The 19,207-nt window shown below is 32.2% G+C and carries 22 protein-coding genes; all 22 read right to left on the bottom strand.

The genetic code is table 11. The features are described 5' to 3' along the window. Nucleotides 1-1,503 (bottom strand): polymorphic toxin-type HINT domain-containing protein (locus tag ACZM4J_RS11540; RefSeq protein WP_489486216.1); only part of this gene is annotated, 1,503 nt, incomplete at its 3' end. A gap of 63 nt (nucleotides 1,504-1,566) precedes the next feature. Then, nucleotides 1,567-1,707 carry a hypothetical protein gene (locus tag ACZM4J_RS11535; protein ID WP_215723937.1) on the bottom strand — a complete coding sequence of 47 codons (141 nt, stop codon included), beginning with the start codon at nucleotides 1,705-1,707 and terminating at the stop codon, nucleotides 1,567-1,569. Nucleotides 1,708-1,712: 5 nt separating this feature from the next. Further along, nucleotides 1,713-2,036, bottom strand: coding sequence for a hypothetical protein (locus ACZM4J_RS11530; protein WP_118030804.1), 324 nt, complete (start codon nucleotides 2,034-2,036; stop codon nucleotides 1,713-1,715). Continuing rightward, entirely contained in the window at nucleotides 2,029-3,807 is a 1,779-nt protein-coding gene (locus tag ACZM4J_RS11525; protein ID WP_252260883.1) for an FtsK/SpoIIIE domain-containing protein, read from the bottom strand. Before ACZM4J_RS11525 ends, ACZM4J_RS11530 begins: the two co-directional genes overlap by 8 nt. A 2-nt stretch (nucleotides 3,808-3,809) precedes the next feature. Further along, a complete protein-coding gene (locus tag ACZM4J_RS11520; protein WP_215723938.1) occupies nucleotides 3,810-7,100 on the bottom strand; it encodes an FtsK/SpoIIIE domain-containing protein in 3,291 nt (1,096 codons plus the stop codon). Further along, nucleotides 7,090-8,370, bottom strand: coding sequence for a hypothetical protein (locus ACZM4J_RS11515; protein ID WP_215715586.1), 1,281 nt, complete (start codon nucleotides 8,368-8,370; stop codon nucleotides 7,090-7,092). Before ACZM4J_RS11515 ends, ACZM4J_RS11520 begins: the two co-directional genes overlap by 11 nt. Nucleotides 8,371-8,453: 83 nt before the next feature. Then, entirely contained in the window at nucleotides 8,454-8,765 is a 312-nt protein-coding gene (locus tag ACZM4J_RS11510) for a hypothetical protein (protein WP_215715585.1), read from the bottom strand. A gap of 11 nt (nucleotides 8,766-8,776) precedes the next feature. Continuing rightward, nucleotides 8,777-9,127, bottom strand: a complete 351-nt coding sequence (locus ACZM4J_RS11505; RefSeq protein WP_215715584.1) for a WXG100 family type VII secretion target — start codon at nucleotides 9,125-9,127, stop codon at nucleotides 8,777-8,779. A gap of 12 nt (nucleotides 9,128-9,139) precedes the next feature. Beyond that, on the bottom strand, nucleotides 9,140-9,454 hold the full coding sequence (locus ACZM4J_RS11500) for a hypothetical protein (protein WP_118025281.1): 315 nt from the start codon (nucleotides 9,452-9,454) through the stop codon (nucleotides 9,140-9,142). Next, on the bottom strand, nucleotides 9,454-10,971 hold the full coding sequence (locus ACZM4J_RS11495; RefSeq protein WP_215715583.1) for a tetratricopeptide repeat protein: 1,518 nt from the start codon (nucleotides 10,969-10,971) through the stop codon (nucleotides 9,454-9,456). Before ACZM4J_RS11495 ends, ACZM4J_RS11500 begins: the two co-directional genes overlap by 1 nt. Before the next feature lie 6 nt (nucleotides 10,972-10,977). Further along, the gene (locus tag ACZM4J_RS11490) at nucleotides 10,978-11,418 is read right to left on the bottom strand and encodes a hypothetical protein (protein WP_252260884.1); all 441 of its coding nucleotides are present in this window, start codon (nucleotides 11,416-11,418) and stop codon (nucleotides 10,978-10,980) included. A 12-nt stretch (nucleotides 11,419-11,430) separates the two neighbouring features. Beyond that, on the bottom strand, nucleotides 11,431-13,233 hold the full coding sequence (locus ACZM4J_RS11485) for a polymorphic toxin-type HINT domain-containing protein (RefSeq protein WP_489486213.1): 1,803 nt from the start codon (nucleotides 13,231-13,233) through the stop codon (nucleotides 11,431-11,433). A gap of 23 nt (nucleotides 13,234-13,256) precedes the next feature. After that, nucleotides 13,257-13,829 (bottom strand): hypothetical protein, encoded by a 573-nt coding sequence (locus tag ACZM4J_RS11480; protein ID WP_215715581.1) that lies wholly within the window; start codon nucleotides 13,827-13,829, stop codon nucleotides 13,257-13,259. Between the two features lie 252 nt (nucleotides 13,830-14,081). Next, on the bottom strand, nucleotides 14,082-14,561 hold the full coding sequence (locus ACZM4J_RS11475; protein ID WP_215723941.1) for a hypothetical protein: 480 nt from the start codon (nucleotides 14,559-14,561) through the stop codon (nucleotides 14,082-14,084). A gap of 4 nt (nucleotides 14,562-14,565) precedes the next feature. Beyond that, complete coding sequence (locus ACZM4J_RS11470) at nucleotides 14,566-14,949, bottom strand: hypothetical protein (protein WP_215715579.1); 384 nt, start codon at nucleotides 14,947-14,949, stop codon at nucleotides 14,566-14,568. Nucleotides 14,950-15,054: 105 nt separating this feature from the next. Continuing rightward, nucleotides 15,055-15,492 carry a DUF6560 family protein gene (locus ACZM4J_RS11465; RefSeq protein ID WP_215715578.1) on the bottom strand — a complete coding sequence of 146 codons (438 nt, stop codon included), beginning with the start codon at nucleotides 15,490-15,492 and terminating at the stop codon, nucleotides 15,055-15,057. Between the two features lie 19 nt (nucleotides 15,493-15,511). Further along, nucleotides 15,512-16,636, bottom strand: a complete 1,125-nt coding sequence (locus ACZM4J_RS11460) for a hypothetical protein (RefSeq protein WP_215715577.1) — start codon at nucleotides 16,634-16,636, stop codon at nucleotides 15,512-15,514. A 228-nt stretch (nucleotides 16,637-16,864) separates the two neighbouring features. Beyond that, nucleotides 16,865-17,182, bottom strand: a complete 318-nt coding sequence (locus tag ACZM4J_RS11455; RefSeq protein WP_489486210.1) for a helix-turn-helix domain-containing protein — start codon at nucleotides 17,180-17,182, stop codon at nucleotides 16,865-16,867. A 307-nt stretch (nucleotides 17,183-17,489) separates the two neighbouring features. Continuing rightward, the gene (locus ACZM4J_RS11450) at nucleotides 17,490-17,729 is read right to left on the bottom strand and encodes a helix-turn-helix domain-containing protein (RefSeq protein ID WP_215715575.1); all 240 of its coding nucleotides are present in this window, start codon (nucleotides 17,727-17,729) and stop codon (nucleotides 17,490-17,492) included. 253 nt (nucleotides 17,730-17,982) lie between these two features. Beyond that, the gene (locus ACZM4J_RS11445; RefSeq protein WP_370833703.1) at nucleotides 17,983-18,252 is read right to left on the bottom strand and encodes a hypothetical protein; all 270 of its coding nucleotides are present in this window, start codon (nucleotides 18,250-18,252) and stop codon (nucleotides 17,983-17,985) included. A 10-nt stretch (nucleotides 18,253-18,262) separates the two neighbouring features. Further along, complete coding sequence (locus ACZM4J_RS11440; RefSeq protein ID WP_118031151.1) at nucleotides 18,263-18,445, bottom strand: hypothetical protein; 183 nt, start codon at nucleotides 18,443-18,445, stop codon at nucleotides 18,263-18,265. A 220-nt stretch (nucleotides 18,446-18,665) separates the two neighbouring features. After that, nucleotides 18,666-18,974 (bottom strand): helix-turn-helix domain-containing protein, encoded by a 309-nt coding sequence (locus tag ACZM4J_RS11435; protein WP_118025268.1) that lies wholly within the window; start codon nucleotides 18,972-18,974, stop codon nucleotides 18,666-18,668. Between the last annotated feature and the right edge of the window lie 233 nt (nucleotides 18,975-19,207).

Below are 19,207 nucleotides of genomic sequence, written 5' to 3'. Positions count from 1 at the left end.
TTGATACTTTTGTCCCTCTGGGTTTCTTCCGTTTTTAATATAAGTTTCTCTGTTATTCTTATATTCTTCTAGTGTTAACTTATTTAATCCTTCTTGTTGGTCATTCAATTGTTGTTCATATTCTTTTTGATCATATTTTGATTTTTTGTTAAATGCGACATTACATTCTGCATTATGGACCAATATAGTATTCTGTCCAATAAAATATGTATGAAAATCCTCTACAGTAAAATTATAAACGCAAACTTTACTATTACATTGCTCTCTATAAATGTTTTCTAAAACATGAACATCTCCATTTGCATCAATTAATTGCATGCCAACGCATAATAAAGAAGCTGCAACAAATCCTTTTCCAACTATATAAAACGGATGATTATCAGATGTTACAATCTCATCTCCACTGATGTATAAATGAATTAAAAAGTCAACCTGACGATTAAAAATATTTTCTACACGTTTATAAGATTTTCTCAATGTATTAGGAGCTGCGGATAATACCCAATCATTACATTTAACTTCTTCAATAGGAATCTTTCCTTTTTTTGTTGCCACTAATGTTCCTGCAATAAAGCATGACATTGTTGTTGTCATTCCACCGGTAAAAACTGCCAATGCCGACACACTAGTTTGGAATATATTATACGCCTTGCTTGAATGTAGTTTTTTATTCAGATCTGCAATAGGATTATTTTTATTATCAATTGCCATATCCGCTAAAGAAATCATATCAAACCCAGCCATTCCAAGACTCAGCACTTTTGATACCGCTGCCGTTCCCTTTATTGCTTTTCCGAGTTTTGATGCACAACTGATTCCCTTGCCTAATGCGGATCCGGCAACTCCAAGTCCTGCAAAAGCTGCGCCTCCAATAGCACCGCCTACTGCACCTGAAAAAGCACCATCTTCAAATCCGTCAAGGAAAGAACCGCCTTGGCTCATACTTTCCAGTCCACCGGCAACACCACCGATAACTGCTCCTGTTATTGCTCCCCAACAGGCTCCAACCAAAAGTGTTCCACCTATTCCTGCTCCGACTCCGGTTGCTATTAATGCAACTGCCACCACAACAATCACAGCAGTGGCTATTAACTTCCAATGTTTTGCACACCACTCAGCTGCCTTTTCAACTTTATCCACAATCTTTTCGATGGCATTTTTTTCGCAATCCGGCTTTAAATAGCTGTACTTCGAGTAAAACTCTTTTTTCGACTTATTGATTTCATCGCGTGCAGAATTATCTCTCTTAACAGTAGTCGCAATAAACTCTGTAACCTGTTTATTCAATTTTTTTAAATCGCTGACTTTTTCTTTCTCAGTTTTGGAAGAGGAACTTATGCTATTTACTGTATCCTGCAGATTATATGTACTGTTGCTTACGCCCTGTAACGTAGATTTAAGTGTTCCTAACTGAGTATCCAAGTTATTGGAAGACTTTATGATGTTGTCTATCAAGCCTCCCACTCCATTCAGCTTATCCTTGTATAATGTAATTGTTGCCATTCTATTTTCTAAAATTCCTTCAACTGTTAATATTCATAACTATTTAGAACCAAGTTTAAATCCTTACGAATTTTCCAACACATCTCTAAACAATATATTGTAAATTGTATCTTCATCCTTTTCTGATAATATTTTTAAATCTATCTGTACTTCTTTATTTTCATCTGTAATATCTGTATAAGATACATCTGTAATACTTGGCATTTATATCACTCACTTTCGTTTCCATACGGATTTTTATTAAATTCTGCTAAGTCATCATCCAATTTGCTGTAATTATCTCTAATATCTTTTACAGCACTATTGTTAATCATTTCAAGAACATCATCTACACTGCCTATTTTTTCAAGAATGTGATCCGTTTCATATTTATATGCATCTGCACCAACACCTTTCCAGCCACTCAACAACTCTTTGTTTATACGCTGAAACTCTTTTTTAATGGCTTTGAATTCTGCACATGCCTTTTTGCTCTCTTCTTGAAACTTAGCTATTTTACTTGTATCAGCTGATTTAAATTCTGCATTACTCATAACTTCTATCCTCCCGGTTATTTTTTATAAACTTCATCTTTTTAAGATTGTCTGCTTCAACATCATAGTAATATCCATCACCAAGCTCACATTTAGCATAATCTTCTTTTAACGATTTAATATCCATATCTCCAAATACAGTCTTGCTTCCACGTTCACTTGCAAATTCAGCAATATTATCAAGTACAAATATTGACTTCAACGAACTATTAAACACAGAATTAACTTCAATGTCCGTTATTTTCTTAACATCAGTAAAAATAAAAATATAATTTCTATCTTCTGCAACATCTAATAACTCAGGAAGAATATAATGTATAAAATCCGCATTAATCTTTGAATTAATATAAATAGATTTGCTCTGTATCACAAATACTGTTGGTTCTGTTTCAGAATTACTTTTACTTTTCGGAAATTGATCCTCATTTATTCTTCCAAAAATATTATCCAAAATATCAATGTAATTAACAGATAAATCTATATATTCTTCATGTAACATCAAATAAAACTGTTGTATAGGCGAAAGTTTCTTTTTTACAAACCCCGGTTCCCCATATTCTCCGGCTTCATATCTTAGTTCAACCTCCTTAAACTGATTTATTAACTCACACTTATAACCTTTTGCTTCGTAATAATTATAAAATGAATCTAGCTGTTTTCTTCCATCATCAAAGAAAACATACTTTGCACATGGTAGTTTTTCACTAATTCCATCTAATAATGTACTTAAAAGATTTGTTTTTCCAAATTCTTTTTTTCCATAAATAGCTATAACACGTGAATTATCCAAATCTACAGAAACCGGTTCGCATTTTACATAATCCAAGCCGACTTCAACACAATTAGGTGAAGTCTTCGCATATACTTCCTTAAGTTGCTCATAATCCTCTCTTTTAAGTTCTTGTGGAAATGTCTTATATCGTGTTATAACATGTCTCAAATATTTCTCATCATATTCATTAATTTCACTATCCTTTTCGTCAATTTTTTCATATTTTTTATTTAAATTCAAAACAAATGCTGTATCCTTTTCCTCAATATTCTCAGCCAAAAAGCATTGAACCTCATATGGATTATTCATTTGGAACGTTCCCGTTACTCCTTCCGGTTGAACCGTTACATTAGCATATCCTCTTCCCGGAATATTTCCTGCTGCCTCAACTTTTGTATTAAATATATCTACATATTTGTCAACAGGAAGATTTAATGCAATCTTCTGTTTAAACGATAATAAATAACTTGATATTCCTTTAGTATCAGTAGCAGTAAAGACTACACTTATTCCTTTAGATGATCCCTCTCTGCATATTCTTCCAAATTTTTCCTGATACGAAAAATATCTGTCTTCGTCAATAAAAGCATTTAAATTATCAATAATAAATGTTGTATGAATTGGTTTTTTATTTTCTTCTGCATTTCTATATATTTTTCCATCCAATTGTTTTGTGTTATCATTTAAAATTGATTCCATTATCTTAAACGTTCTTTTAACATATTCCTCATTCGAATTATCAAAATATGCTGAAACTAATGGTGCTCTTTCATATGCCGAAAGCGCTCCACCAAAATCCAAAATGAATATTTGTTCATTTTTTTCATTTCTAATTTTATGCAAGATGTTAATCAGCAATCTGACAAAATTTGTTTTTCCATTCATTGAAGACCCAAATACAGCTATATTTGAATCTAATAAATCAACCTTAAAAGGAGGTTGCATCTGTATAATTGGAATGTCATATTGCCCCAAAGTACAAACGATACTATCTATCATTATTAGTCATACCTCCATTCTGTTTCATCCGGTATTACAGATTTTAGTGGATCTCTGAAAATTTTAACCGGTTTTTCAAATTCATTTTCAATGTCCTTTATAACATCTGTAATGTATTTTAACTGAGTATCATATTCACTTATATTTTTGTTCTTCTTCTCAATAATGGTATTGTCTTTTGAAGAATTATAATATTTTGTATCAAACACACCTGTTGAAGGTACATATGTCACATTTACCGGAGGCTCAATATCCATATTCTTATTCGCACCGGTATATGCTGATTGAAAATATTCGTATCTGCTTCCTGTCCCAACCAACAAGTAAGCTCTACCATTTCCCGGCATTGTTGCAGCTGCCGCATCAGGTGTTCCAAGCATTTCCTTTGATGCTTGCTTTGTTGCAACTTTCAAACATATTTTTGATTTTGAATTCACTCTAATATCATCTGTTATCGCTCCTTCAATATTTTGAGAAATCAAAATGATATGTAAGCCTAATGTTCTACCTACACGGGCGATTGTAGTTATCTCTGCAATAAAATCTACATCATCTGATTCGCTTGAGAATCGCTTTAATTCTGTAAATTCATCTACTACAAGTACCAAATGAGATAATGGCTTTATTTTAGAAACATCTCCTTTAAGTGCCTCCATCTGCATTTTATTGTTCTTTATTTTATTTATCAGTACATCTTTTTCTTCAGCCTTTGAACTATCGCCCTCAATTTCTTTAATTCTCTTAATTATCCTTGCTGCTCTAATATAAGCATCACAATTATCTACACCTAATTCAGATAAGATGAGCATTCTCTTCTTTATTTCGGCATTTAAAGACTCTAAAAATCGCTTTAACATGTAAACAGCAGAAATTCCTTCGCTTTCACCTGTAGTATTTGTAACTGCTCCTACGCAATGAGGCAAATCTCCCAAACGATCAGAAAATCCTCCACCTTTCATATCCACAAGCATAATGTTTAAATCCATAGGCGAATACTTCATACATAATCCTATCAGATAAGTTATGATTGTTTCTGATTTTCCTGATCCGGTTGTTCCAGCTTCAAGCATATGTGGTCCATCAGCTTTTTCGTGTAAATCAAGATAAATTATTCCATGTTCATTTTTTCCTAGCGGAATTTTTAAATCTCTTGTGACATCATTCTTATTTACATCATTCCAATTATTTCTAATATTTTCAACAATTCTACCATCATCTACCATTTTAGATGTATAGCCATACAACTCGAATAAAGTTACCATTGACGGAACTTTTCCGTTCTCAGCAATTCTTGTATAATATATTGAACTCAACTGCCTATACGCTTTTTCAAATGCGTTCTTATAGTTATCAGCCTTCTCAAAGATAAATCTATTTTGAAAATGTTTATATTCAATCAGACTATCTGTATTTGCTGCACCATCAGCTTTAGAACTATCTTCACTTAAAGCTTTCAACTGTTCACGACTTAATACATTATATCTCATACTTAGTTTTCTATTATCTTTAATGTTTTTATCTAAATCAACAATGCTTCCGCAATATTTAGGAAGCATATCTTTATGCTTTTGGATAAAAATAAATGTTAACCCTAATTTATTAACATACTCTTCTCCCTCTTTTGGAGCTTCCGGCAAATATTTTGAAAAAGCCGTTTCTTTTATATCGTAATCATAAAATACTATGCACACGATTTGCTTCTGTTTAACTTCTTCTTTCTTACCGTCTTCTCCTTCCGATTCTCCGGATTCCTTGCTACGTTCATTCATTATACCTGACAGTCTTCCAAAAACTTCTCCAGAACTTTCTTTATCAAAGACAAACTGAGACAAGTTCTCAAACAATTCATTTGTGTGAGGTAAATATTTGTAGTTCTTTGTTATCTCATTTTGCAAATTAGCATTATTCTCTTTGTTGAAGAAAAATACCAACTGCAAATCTTCCGGAGAATGATAATATGCTAATTCATATACTAAATGACGCACAAAATCTTGCGACATTTTTTTATCATCTGATATAACACCTAGTGCTCCACATTTTTTTAAATCAATTAATAATGGTGGCATAACAGGTTGTCCATTTTTTTCTTTCTTATCACTTCTAAGGTAATTGAATCCTAATACTTCATCACCGTCTAATCCTTTATTTGCAAAATTATATGCCAAATCAGTCAATAAAAATCTATTTTTATTATCTTGACTTATTTGGTCTGAAGTTCGTTTTTCTTTTTTCTTATTTTGTTGTGGCAGAAAAATATCTATTCCTAAATTTCCATCAGATTTTCTATTTGTTTTATAAAAAATGTCATAGAATATATTATCTTTTTTCTCTGCCTTTATTTCAAACAAAGGTTTAACCTCTGCCGACTTTCCTAGAGACAGTCTCATAAAATCATTATCATTTTGTGATCTTGCAAATATACTGTCATCAATTTCTGCTGTTTTATAAAATAACTGTTCCATATCAGGATATACACTATTTAAATATGTAATATCGTTATCCTGCCATGTAACAATCGTTTTCATCACTCTTGAAATATAGTTTTCATAATTATCCTTCCATTCTTTTACATCAACCTTATACTGTCTTTTTTGTTTACTATAGTTGTAAAATGATGTAACGCCTGAAATTACCGGCATTGCAAGTGTCATAATCATCATCGCATTATTCATTGTTGAATTGTCTGATAACAATCCACATAGCAATCTAAGTCCACCCATCCCCAAAAGCGAAATTATCATTGGTATCAATACGTCCATTAGTGAACCTGATTTTTTACTAGGCATATCGTTCGGTGGAATAATATCAATGACAGAAGGTTCAATTACATTCAGTCTTCTTGAACTAATATTATATTCCAACGAATCTTTTTCCTTTAAAATATAACTGCTGGAATTTTTAAACAACGTTCTTCGCGTAATCTTATTATTATCGGTTATAAGTATGCAACTGGATGTTACTATTCCTAGTTCTGTCAATGAACTATTGTATAACCATTCGTCTCCAGCTTCATTTTTTTCTGTAAAATTAATTACTCCATGCATTCCATTTGAATCATACAAAACCGGTATTTCACAATGTGTTCTTATAAAGGAGTCGAATAAATCATAGCATTCTGATGTGCTTAACCCACCTTCCTCTTTATCATCCTGATTTGTATGTTTTTTTAATCCAAAATAAATGGCTTCTATTAAGGCTTTAAAAGTAATATCTTTTATTACAAGAAATGACATTTCTCTATAATTTGTATCTTTCTCAAATCTGACAGATACCAGAATTTCATTATTCTTCATAATTATCTCCCATATCGTTTATTATCTGTTGTATCTTTTCACTAGCCTTTTCATCTATAATAAGAGGGCTTTCTATACAAACCTTGCTGCCATTAAAAATAATTTCAGGCTCTATGAAATCAATACTTTTTGCAACTGGAATTACAGTGTTCACATCAACACTGTTATCAATAGAATTCTGCTCAAAAATAAACTCATTTTCGATATTAACCATCGCTACAACCGGTTTATCTACTGAAATATCTAATTCATCAACTATGATTTCTTTTATTTCCGGTGCTTCCACAATCTTTGCATCTGCTAGTTCAACTTGATTATCATCTGTAATATTTATCTCAACGTTTGGAGCATCTATTACTGTTTTATTAATTTCAGACACTTTTATATTTTCGTCATTTTCATAATCGATCTTGCTTGCTTTCGCTATTAATATATTTTCATTTTTTACTACAATTTCATCCATCAGTTCCATCTCTACCTGTTCATTCTTTGGAATAAATATAGTCGTATTTTGTATTTCTACTTCTGCTTCATCATATTCAAAAATATCTGGTGAAACATAATCATCATTTATATTCAAATTTATATCGTAACCGCTGACTTCTTCTGCATTAAAATTCACTTCTGGATGCGATGTATTAATATAAACATCATTTTTAATTTCAATATTTTCAAACTTCATCTCATTTACATAAATGTCTGCTTTTATTATTTCTTCTGAGAATTCTGATACATCAACCTCTTCAAACTGTATTTCTTTCTCATAAATATGCGCTTTTGTTAACACTCCCGAAATATCCGATATTTCAACCTCATCAAAATTATACTCAGATTCACTCTCCAAATTCTCTATTCCTATTTTGGGCAATACAACCTCTCTGTTTTCAGGGGCATCATATTTTTCTTCTATCGTTTTGGGAATAATAATCCCATTGTTTTTCTCGATTTGATATGCCTTACTTAATTCCAATGTCATCTTTTCCATTTTTTTGACATCATCTTTTTCGTCTAACATTTCTGGCAAGAATACATTTTCAAGTACTATCTGCGATTCTTCGACATTTATTACGCCGTCAATTTTATCAGGTTCTATTCTTGACAAAAAAACATATTTTGGCCTGATTTCAGGATAATGAACATTTTCAAGTTCTTCAATCCTATCAACAAAAGCACATCTTTCTTGATACAATTCAAGTTCCTCTAAATATAATTTCTTTTGTCTTTCACTTAACGTATTTACTTCACTTTCTGATAATACTCTAAACGCCATACTTCACCTCTTAATACAAGCAATACGACAATAAAATTTTCAACTTATTGCCGTATTACTTACACTTTGTTCTCCTACTAATGTTATTTATTACCTCTTATACTAGCAGCGATCTTTGAATCTACTGATTCAAAATTACTACGATTTCCTTCAAGTAATTTTGATAATCCCTTAATCATTGCCGGCAAGCCACTTGTATCATCAGTAACGAAATCCTTATAACTCTTATCAAACAATTCGATAAGCGCATCTTTTGCATCGCCCTCCATATCTGCAATAGCCGCCTTAAAATCTGTTTCAAAAGTTGTTCCTGCTGTTTTATACTTTCCTGCAATTGTATTAATATTTGTAACCGCAGTTTTTACATTTGCATTAACAATTTTACAATCTGCCATTTCATTTCCTCCTATTTATCTTCTGACTTTCCTGCATTTGTGTTTCCTGTTCCTAACTTGTCATCAACACCCTCAGTATCACCAGGAATCTGTTTTTTCACAGTTTCACAGATAGTCTTTAATGATTTTAACATCTTTGTTAAATTTTCACCCGTATTAGGTTCAATATTCTTAGTATAAAATGTCTTAAATCCAGTAGCTGCTGAACCAGAAAAGGATGAAGGAATAATTCCATCAATTTCTGCGAGCAATTCCGTATTTAGATTTGTAATGGTTGTCTGATATGTATCAATAGCAGTAATTGCTTTGTCCATCATATCCTTTGTGATGTTAATTGTACCTGTTGTTCCCATGTTTGCCATGTTTTTTCCCTCCTATAATAAATTTTTTAACTCATCAAACCCATCAAAAACATCTTTATAATAATTATTTCCAATAACCAACTCTAGAGTGTCAGAAATATGCCCCACTACAAGGGCCATGTTTTCAACTGGCTTCAACAATGTTTTTTTTGCTTCCAACTGAACTTCTTTTCCTGCAGGAGTATCCATGGCACTAGCCAGGCTCTCATACATGCCTTCTAATTTTGTCTTAAGTTCATTTGTTCTTTTCTTAAGCACCTTCATGTCTCTTGATGCATTGTTAAACTTAGTCTCATCAAGTTGCAGGTCTTTTGACAATTGAGCCATTACTCTGTACCTCCTGTCTTAGTTTTATTTATTTCTTCTAAAAGCGGATTTTTTAATTCATCCGAAAGCAACGAACATAATTTTTCAGCATTATCAAAATCCTTTACATCTATATAACACTGAACTCTAAAACTAACTGCAGCTAAGTCTGTAGGATCTTTAACAGACTGATTTCTGAAGAACTTAATCAAATCTTCATATTCTTCATCAATTTTTTCATATCCTTCTTCCTTTAATGCCTTAATCAAACTATATTTTCCAATATACTGATTAGCTTGATTTGGACTTTTTGCAAGTCTTGAAGCATATAATTTAATATGCTCCGGCTCTTTTTTTAATGTATAAGCTGCCACATATAATCTATTAATCTGATCCAAATTATCTTGAGAATAAATTGGTTCAACACTATTGTCTAATTTTTCAAAAGTATATTCATCTGTCTTATCAATTGGGGTTAAATGATCTATTGAAGCATTCTGATTTCTGAACGCATTTCTTTCTCGTTCTCTTCCCATTTGTTCAATTTGTCTGTCACCATATTTTCTTCTTGCTTCTTCAACAGCTCTGTTAATCTCTCTATCGCTAGGTCTCATAATAGGGCCAGCATTTTCCTTACTTTCCATTTTGTTAATCGAGAATCCTTCATTAAATGAGTCTATCGGATTCTCTGCTGCGCCAAGACAATTAGCTGCCATATCTCCATCCTCTAACTGGACATAAACCTCTGCAGCATTAATATATGCATCTACCACATTCTGTACTTCTGGTTTAATTGCGTATAATGAATCATTTATGTACGCTAGTGCTCTTCTATAATGTTCCTTTTCCTTATCTTGTGTATATTTCGCTAATTCCAAGGAAATCTTATCTATGAAGAAATCCATGCATGGTCTGGAAAATCTTTCTGCCCTGTCAATTTCTTCCTCTGCTTCTTCATTTCTATTTTGTAACAGCAATATTTCTTTAGCGATTCTATATCCCAAATATTCAGATGGTGCAAATAATTTAATCTGATTTGCAACTTCTAACCCCTTCGTATATTCGCCTAACATTCCATAACTTAACGCTTTTCTTTGTAATATTTCAATATCGATTCCGATAATTGTTTCGGCTTTACATAAATTAACAACCGCATCATCATATTTTTTTAAATCAAAACAAAGCATTCCAAGAATCTTATATAATTGACCCGTAACCTCCGGAGAACATCCAATTTCATCTGCTTTTGCAAATATCGCAATTGCTTCCGCTGATTGTGAATTAGTTGCCAAAGCATATCCTAAATGAAAATATCTGTCTCCATTTTCCGGTTCACACTCTACAGCCTTCTGATAATATTTAATTGCTATGTCATATTTTTCAAATGACATATTTGCATTTCCGGCACATAAATATGCGTCTGCATTATTAGAATCCACTTTGATAGCCTCTTTTGCTATATCAAGTGCTTCCTGATATTTTCCTTGTACAAATGCCAATCTTGAATTGGCTATTAATGTTTGAATTTGTTCATTCATTTTCATTTATCTCCTATCATTTAGTAATGTTTTTGTCACACTCTTAAACCAGTCTTCTACTAATTCAAGTACATCTTTGTCAAGTACCTCTGTAACATTATCATAATTATAATTTGAATCAAATGATTTGCTAATAACATTATATGTCAATCTAAATTCATGAGGACATTTAACATCATATGCTTTACAAATATCTATTATATTTTCTATATCCTCTACACCGCAATCAAAAAAATCGTCTATTTCTTCTTCCGAGAACAACTCACTTGTAGTATACAAATTTCCTTCTTTTTCAAAAAAAGCGTCTATATAATCTTCTTCATCATTTTGAAATAGATATATATATATTTTATCTGCTTCCTTTTCAGAATTTTTCAACAATTCTAAACATAATGAAACAACTCTTGATTGTGCGTCAACAAAAGCGTCTTCAAATCCTTCTAACATATCTTATACTCCTTAATTTTTAAAATGTTTTCTTATTTTCACTCCATCTATTTTGTATGACACTTTGAAAGACGAAGGTCTTGATGAACCATCCTTGTAGGATAATTTTATATCTACATCAGTAACTTTCTTGCCGTTATTCATTGCATCCGACCAACTTTTTTCCATTGCTCTATATGTCTTATTATCACCTTTTACTGCTCTGTTTAATGTGCTTCTTTGCGATACAAGATTATCAAGTTCCGGAGAACCACCAAATTGGTCTGCAAATATGTGTCCCGCATCATCACCTGGTAATTTATTTGCTGTGTTAGGATTATGTTTTAATCTACCATTATGCGTTTTAAATTTTAATTCATCAGCATGAGCACTCACAATATTACCATTAGAATCTGTTTTATATGTATATCCGTTTTCTCCTGTAGTGTATTCCTGATTCGGTTTTAATGTTCCATCTTCATTCATATGTGGTGGGCAATTTTTATTGTGCACCCAAATTCCACAATTGCCGACAAAGTATGTATGATAATCTTCGACTTTTATGTTATATACATACTTATCTTCAATGCATTTTTCTCTATATATTTCATTAACCAAATGTATATCACCATTTGAATCGAGAAGTTCATTGCCAATACATAATAATGCCGCCTCAACAAACCCTCTTTCCTTTACATAGAATGGATGATTATTCGTTGTAATAATCTCCTCATCGTCAATAATAAGATGAATCAATGAATCCACTTTTCTTTTATAGATAACTTCAACATTTTTATAATTCTTGTCAAATGTCTCTGCGTCTAGTGCCAATACTTTATCGCCAACTTTAAGTTTATCTATAGGTGATAATCCATCAATTGTAACAACCATAACTCCTGCAACAAAGCAAGCCATAGTTGTCGTCATTCCACCAGTAAAAACTGCCAATGCCGACACACTTATTTGAAATACATTATAAGCTTTATTTGAATGTAGCTTTTTATTTAAATCAGCAATAGGATTATTTTTATTATCAATTGCCATATCAGCTAAAGAAATCATATCAAATCCAGCCATTCCAAGGCTCAGCACTTTTGATACCGCTGCCGTTCCCTTTATTACTTTTCCAAGTTTTGATACACAACTGATTCCCTTGCCTAATGCGGATCCGGCAACTCCGAGTCCTGCAAAAGCTGTGCCTCCAATAGCACCGCCTACTGCACCTGAAAAAGCACCATCTTCAAATCCGTCAAGGAAAGAACCGCCTTGGCTCATACTTTCCAATCCACCGGCAACACCACCGATAACTGCTCCTGTTATTGCTCCCCAACAGGCTCCAACCAAAATAGTTCCGCCTATTCCTGCTCCGACTCCGGTTGCTATTAATGCAACTGCCACCACAACTATCACAGCAGTGGCTATTAACTTCCAATGTTTTACACACCACTTAGCTGCCTTTTCAACTTTATCCACAATCTTTTCGATGGCATTTTTTTCGCAATCCGGCTTTAAATAGTTGTACTTCGCGTAAAAATCTTTTTTTGATTTATTGATTTCATCGCGTGCAGAATTATCTCTCTTAACAGTAGTCGTAATAAACTCTGTAACCTGTTTATTCAATTTTTTTAAATCATTGACTTTTTCTTTCTCAGTTTTGGAAGAGGAACTTATGCTATTTACTGTATCCTGCAGATTATATGTACTGTTGCTTACGCCCTGTAACGTAGATTTAAGTGCTCCTAACTGAGTATCCAAGTTATTGGAAGACTTTATGATGTTGTCTATCAAGCCTCCCACTCCATTTAGTTTATCCTTATATAATGCAATTGTTGCCATTCTATACCCTTACTTTATTTGTATTAAGCGGTCATATGTTTTTTATGATACGCCATATCAACACTTGCTGTCCTCATTGTTGTGTCTGCTTCATCTATCAATGTTACATACCTTGTAATACTAGTCTTAACAGTAGCCAGCTCTCCATTTAATTTTGTTATTTCACCGTTTAATGCAGTTTTTCTTCCTGAAAGATTCTTCTTTGCCTTCTCAATACCTGAAAATGCCTCTGATATATGTTTCTTTGATTTTGCAACTTTGCTTGAGAATACCATCTCTAAATCCTTTTGATTTCCATTACTGGATTTACCTATATTTTTAAACTGCGTTGCCGCTGCAGATAAATGCTTTGCCGCTTTTTGAATATGGCTCTCAATTTCATTGTCTTTTCCATTCGTTTTCGTTAAATCCTTATATGTTTCAGATACTTTCTTTAATTCTGATTTTTTAGAATTAATACTGTTTATCAATTGTTGTCTTTTAGTTTCTACACCCGCCTTTTCTCTTGAATATTTGACTTTATTTGCATAAGCCATTTCATATTTCTTTTTAGCTGCAAAATATTCTTCTTCATGTTTTTTCTGTTCAGGCGTCATATTCTTCACTCTCTTTCTATACTATGTCTATTTTTATTAATGAACTATTATAAATTTTCTTCTTTCTTTTCCTTCCACGCTAATTAAAGACTAATTCTCTTATTCCATCCCGTGTCACACTAAATAATCCATTTGTTGGATTGACAAAATATTTTCTATAAATCCTGCCATATACACGTTTTTATATGTTTGATTCTTAACTCTAGAATATCTTTATCTTCTAATTTTTCTATATTTTGAAACTATATCTAATCATAGTTCAACTTCTTCTTTTGTTCCTAATATGTAACATACTATTTTTTCTTCATCTACATTCATCAATAAATATTTTTTTAACTTATGAAAATTTTCCGTTGTATCAATGAATTTATCTTTTGTAATATTTGATATGATTTGTATTGTAACAATCTTTCCTTCACTTTTTTCAAAAATAACTTTATTAATGTCTTTAATGTAGTATTTTTTTCTTAATCCATACCACTTTTTTATAACAATCTTGGTGCCATAAACATATAATTTTGGTGCAAATGCTATATATTGAAACAGTGCTATTCCACCGAAAAAAATTATGAAAAAAAATGATACTATAATCGAGACGCCAATTGGCTTTTTTTCAATGCAGTACAAACTAACTGTTCCCCAAAGCATCCCAATAAAGAGAATTGAAAAAAGTATAACAAGGCGCATATAATAACGAGTATAAACTTTGATATCATATTTATTTCTTCTCATTATTTTAAACTCCTACACACATTAAACTTTTATTGTCAATTCCCGTAATCAAAATTTCTATCTTATTAAACCTTTCATCATTGAGATTTTTTGCCAACGACTCACTATCTAGCTTAAAATCTACTAACCGTTCCTTTTTATATTTCAAATCTAAAACTACCTTTTTATCTTTTGTCTCTTCCATAACCCTCATCATATCCTTATAATCATTACGGTCATACATTTTCGGGTCAGATAAAATAAATGTAGCGGATAAATATTTCATTTCACCATCAATTTTACCGTAAGCCTCAATAGTGATTCCACCTAATTCTATATCCTCATTGTTTTTTATATAACAAAACGGCAACTCTTCTTTCTTATATTCAGCCTTTCCCCAAAAAATCATATTTATTTTCTCCTGTTATTAATTATTTTTATATTTTATTGCCAATATCATCAATACTGAAAAGCCGTAAACTTTGAATAGTCAATTTTCACGTCTATATTATCTCTACGAAATTGTATCTATTTTTGTATCATCAATATGGTCTAATAGATAATTTTTCATTTTATCATAATTTTCCATTACCGGATCTAAAGATAACACCTTCTTTTTACCTTTATATATGTGAATTCGAGTAGCATCCACAGGCTTTCCGCTTAAAGTGGCAAATACAACTTTGGTGATATCATCAAAGTTAACTTTTACACATCTGCCATACCATTTTCTTATAATAATATAATTATCTATCACTGATATCCTATATACAAATATTGCAAGTATGCCCAACAAAATAGGTATTATAAAAAAAAGCGCATACACTATATACCCACTTGTTTCTTCATCTTTCATTACTAAATGCCCACAGAAAGGAATCATTCCCAAGCACAAAACAAAAAAAGCTAATTTTGCTATTCCTCTTGGCTGATAACACTCCAATATTTTCATTATTTCTTTTTCCTCCAATCTAATTAAATGCTAATTCTTTTATTTCATCCCATCCTACACCTAACATACCATTAGTTGGATTAACAAAGAAATTTTCTGTCATTTCTGCCATAAATCCGTTTCTATATGTCTTATATGTTATGTTATTAAAACTAGAATTTCCATGTATCAATCTCTTTATAGATCTACTATAGTCAGCTCTATAACTATGACTCCCTGCAAATCTTTCCGTAATCTTAAACCCAGTGTTCTTTAACCCCTTGTTAAATTTTGTAGTGAATCCATCAAATCCTTTCGCCAAAGCTAATGATACTGCAGTTCCTACTGCAACGTCACTTCCCCACTCACCTAAAGATAACCTTTCTTTACTAAGTATCATTGGAATCCCCTCACTCAAAGATGTAGAAACAAACACATCTGCAGTTGCAGCCAATGCAAAATTCCCAAACACTTTACTGGCAAATACTGAAACACCAGCAACACCACCTGTTGGTAACATTATAATTCCTCCAATTGCGCCTCCTACTGCTGATGCCATATATTCCTGTATGCTACTAAATTTGAATTCTCCAGTAACAAATCCACTGGCTATATCAGTTATTAACTGGCTTGCCAGTCCTGCTGCAACTCCAACCAACGCAGCAATAGCCACTGCACCAAGTCCAAATGTAGCAATCGCCAGTGCTACTACGGCAACTACTGCTAATACAGCCAAGCCAACTACAAGTATTTCTTTAATGTTATCCACAAGCCAGCTTACAGCACTTTTTAATCCGTCACACACTTTTTCCAAGCCATTTTTTTCACATTCCGGCTTCAAATATGAATATTTTGTGTAAAACTCTTCCTTAGTTTTCTCGATTTGTTCTTTTACAGAATTATCTTTCTTTACTGTAACAGAAATAAACTCACCTATTTTTTTGTTGAGTTTCTTTAAATCCTTTACCTTGTCTTTTTCAGTTTTTGTTGAGGAACTAATATTATTAATCGTGTCTTGTAGATTGCAAGAATTAGAACTTACCCCCTGTAAGATTGATTTCAAAGAATTTAATTGAGTATTTAGACCATCACTCGAATTAACTGCATCATTTATGTAAGTATTTATACCATTTAATCTATCCTTATAAAGCACTATAGTTGACATTTTATCCCCCTTAATTCATATATTTGTTCACATTATACATTTATTTACTATTTTAGTCAATAATTCCAGGGTTTAAAAATCACATAATTTGTTCCGTGATGTCACTTAAATGTTATATCTGCAATTATTTTTTCACTGAAAAAAGTCGAATAAAACATTTTTACAAATATACTTGTAAGTGCTTTAGATTCGACTCTTATTTCATATAATCTTTATTTTGTTCAACTTCTATTTCTCCACCCCATCTATCGTCTTCAAAAACAATTCTGTCAATGTTTTCTTAATCTTAGGATTTAACTCCTTCAGTCTTTCATCCACTGAATTTTCATTCTTTTCTTTTATCCCCAATATTGTGTTTGCATCTGTATCCAGAGCATCCATCAACCTGTATAAAAGATCAATACTCATTTTATTGTTTCCCTCTTCCAGCTGATACACATGTGATTGGCTTATCTTTGCTCTATATGCCAATTCAAACACTGATACATTCTTTTTTATTCTTAATGATTTAATTGTATTTCCAACTTCTAAACCTTTGTATTCCATTTATTCCTCCTGATTTTTCTCCTTATGCAATGCATTGCATCACGTCCGATGCTTTTTGCAATAATATAACACGCCAATAATTATTTACTGCCTTGTTTCTTTTCTCCGGTCGTCATCGGTATATGTATTGTAGCTTGCTATCGTATTTGTATACGAATCACGGCATAGTCAACAACTTCAAACTTATATTTGTAATAAGTAGAAACTAATCTTATGCATTGCTTAAGGGAGATTTTTCCGGCTCATTTGAACCTCTTCTAATATACTGTCTTTCAATATAATTTTAGAGTTAGTGGCACTATACCTTTTACTCTTCATCAATAACCATACAACTTCTGCCCAAGACCAAATAATCAATTGTTGTGTCCAATGCTTCTGCCAAATAAACAAATGTATCAATTCTTGCTCCATTAATTCCACACTCAATCATCTTTAGCCCCTGGCATGAAATTCCAATCTTTTCTGATAATTTATCCTGTGTTAATCCCTTTGCCTTTCTTAATTCTTTGATTCTTTTTCCACTTTTCATAATATCGTAATAAAACATCTTTTTCCTTTCTGGAAAAACCAGAAAGGTTCGTTGTCTGCACCTGACAATTTAATTACAAAATATAGTTTTCATATGCGAAAATAAAAGAGACGCAAAAGGAAAACCAGTAAAGTAACTCTACTTCTAACTGATTTTTCCCCTGCGTCTCTGGTGCTCCTACAGTTTTCTTTTTTTGTCTTGTAAACTGCATGCCCTTATCAGGTGGGCATATTCAATTTTTTATAATAAACATATCATTACTCACTTGTGATTAATAAAATCCACATTCATAATCATATGCTGAATGGTATGTTTTTTTCTTATGTAATTTGCTTAATTCATTTTTCGCAGCACTGTTCTTTGTCGCTGCTTCTCCGATAGTCTTATATAGTCTTGACTCTCTTAATTTAATTGAGCCTCTTCTATCCGTAAAGCAAACCTGATAGAAACCATTGGCTATATTAACTATTATCACTTCTTTTATGTGCATTCCATTTTCTATGATATACACATGCTCTCCAATGCCATACTTGTAAATCAATTTTTACACCTCACACAAATAGTTTTCCGTTAATCATTCTCTCTGCTACATATTTCTCATCTATCTTTTTAAGTGTTAAAACTCTTTTGCATCTATTGCATTTGATAGACAAGTTTAAAATTCCTGCATAATAGTCAAACATTTTTCTCTTACAGTCTTTGCAACAGAATGATACCTTCATAGAATTGCTCATTCCTTTGTTCACTTCCTTTAATCAGTATTTTTGTTTTTACAATAAATACCTGCTTGATAAGGGAAATAAATCCTGCAGATAATACGCTAGTATTCCGTAGCACTTTCCGTGCCCTAGCTTAGCTGATCTCACACCCCTTTTAAGAATGTAACTAAACTATATCGAAAAAAGCATCATCATTCTATAGCGTATACGCCATATTTCGAAAATTTGTTCGTTTCTATAGTTTTTTACCATTTGTAGCGACCGAAGTATAATATCGGATATTTCTTTTAAAGAATTCCTGCTCCTTTTCAAACTTAATCTGTTCTGCTGTCTTTTCCGTGTACAGCTCATCAACCGTAACTTCCAGACATTTTGCTATTGCAAACAATGTAACTGCAGATGGATCCGACTTTCCAGTTTCAATTCTACTGATTGTGCTTGTTTCAACTCCTATTGCATTGGCTAACTGCGTTTGACTTATGTCTTTCTTATTGCGAAGCTCAGCTATGTTATTTATGTAATGTTTATCCTTCATCTTAAGCATAATTATCACTCCCGTTATGTATAATTTTTACATTTATCAAAAATATATGATAGAGTAGGGTACACGGCCCACTGTTCAAATTATACCTGAACGATTGTCCAATAAACGGGACTTATAAAAATAAAAGACACCATTTAATTGCAATTTAAACTGCTAGTTTTTCCATGCTACTACTTTTGCAAACTAGCAGTTACCTTTGCAAAAGTGTATATTTTAAGTAGTCTTTGTTTGAT

The organism is Eubacterium sp., assembly GCF_057858645.1.
Note: the sequence above shows the minus strand (reverse complement) of the source record. Positions and strands in the feature narration are given on the sequence as shown.

Excerpts from the sequence above, each read along its gene's own strand:
- ACZM4J_RS11535 (WP_215723937.1), bottom strand. The coding sequence starts at position 1,707 with ATGCCAAGTATTACAGATGTATCTTATACAGATATTACAGATGAAAAT.
- ACZM4J_RS11530 (WP_118030804.1), bottom strand. The coding sequence starts at position 2,036 with ATGAGTAATGCAGAATTTAAATCAGCTGATACAAGTAAAATAGCTAAG.
- ACZM4J_RS11525 (WP_252260883.1), bottom strand. The coding sequence starts at position 3,807 with ATGATAGATAGTATCGTTTGTACTTTGGGGCAATATGACATTCCAATT.
- ACZM4J_RS11520 (WP_215723938.1), bottom strand. The coding sequence starts at position 7,100 with ATGAAGAATAATGAAATTCTGGTATCTGTCAGATTTGAGAAAGATACA.
- ACZM4J_RS11515 (WP_215715586.1), bottom strand. The coding sequence starts at position 8,370 with ATGGCGTTTAGAGTATTATCAGAAAGTGAAGTAAATACGTTAAGTGAA.
- ACZM4J_RS11510 (WP_215715585.1), bottom strand. The coding sequence starts at position 8,765 with ATGGCAGATTGTAAAATTGTTAATGCAAATGTAAAAACTGCGGTTACA.
- ACZM4J_RS11505 (WP_215715584.1), bottom strand. The coding sequence starts at position 9,127 with ATGGCAAACATGGGAACAACAGGTACAATTAACATCACAAAGGATATG.
- ACZM4J_RS11500 (WP_118025281.1), bottom strand. The coding sequence starts at position 9,454 with ATGGCTCAATTGTCAAAAGACCTGCAACTTGATGAGACTAAGTTTAAC.
- ACZM4J_RS11495 (WP_215715583.1), bottom strand. The coding sequence starts at position 10,971 with ATGAATGAACAAATTCAAACATTAATAGCCAATTCAAGATTGGCATTT.
- ACZM4J_RS11490 (WP_252260884.1), bottom strand. The coding sequence starts at position 11,418 with ATGTTAGAAGGATTTGAAGACGCTTTTGTTGACGCACAATCAAGAGTT.
- ACZM4J_RS11485 (WP_489486213.1), bottom strand. The coding sequence starts at position 13,233 with ATGGCAACAATTGCATTATATAAGGATAAACTAAATGGAGTGGGAGGC.
- ACZM4J_RS11480 (WP_215715581.1), bottom strand. The coding sequence starts at position 13,829 with ATGACGCCTGAACAGAAAAAACATGAAGAAGAATATTTTGCAGCTAAA.
- ACZM4J_RS11475 (WP_215723941.1), bottom strand. The coding sequence starts at position 14,561 with ATGAGAAGAAATAAATATGATATCAAAGTTTATACTCGTTATTATATG.
- ACZM4J_RS11470 (WP_215715579.1), bottom strand. The coding sequence starts at position 14,949 with ATGATTTTTTGGGGAAAGGCTGAATATAAGAAAGAAGAGTTGCCGTTT.
- ACZM4J_RS11465 (WP_215715578.1), bottom strand. The coding sequence starts at position 15,492 with ATGAAAATATTGGAGTGTTATCAGCCAAGAGGAATAGCAAAATTAGCT.
- ACZM4J_RS11460 (WP_215715577.1), bottom strand. The coding sequence starts at position 16,636 with ATGTCAACTATAGTGCTTTATAAGGATAGATTAAATGGTATAAATACT.
- ACZM4J_RS11455 (WP_489486210.1), bottom strand. The coding sequence starts at position 17,182 with ATGGAATACAAAGGTTTAGAAGTTGGAAATACAATTAAATCATTAAGA.
- ACZM4J_RS11450 (WP_215715575.1), bottom strand. The coding sequence starts at position 17,729 with ATGTTTTATTACGATATTATGAAAAGTGGAAAAAGAATCAAAGAATTA.
- ACZM4J_RS11440 (WP_118031151.1), bottom strand. The coding sequence starts at position 18,445 with ATGAGCAATTCTATGAAGGTATCATTCTGTTGCAAAGACTGTAAGAGA.
- ACZM4J_RS11435 (WP_118025268.1), bottom strand. The coding sequence starts at position 18,974 with ATGCTTAAGATGAAGGATAAACATTACATAAATAACATAGCTGAGCTT.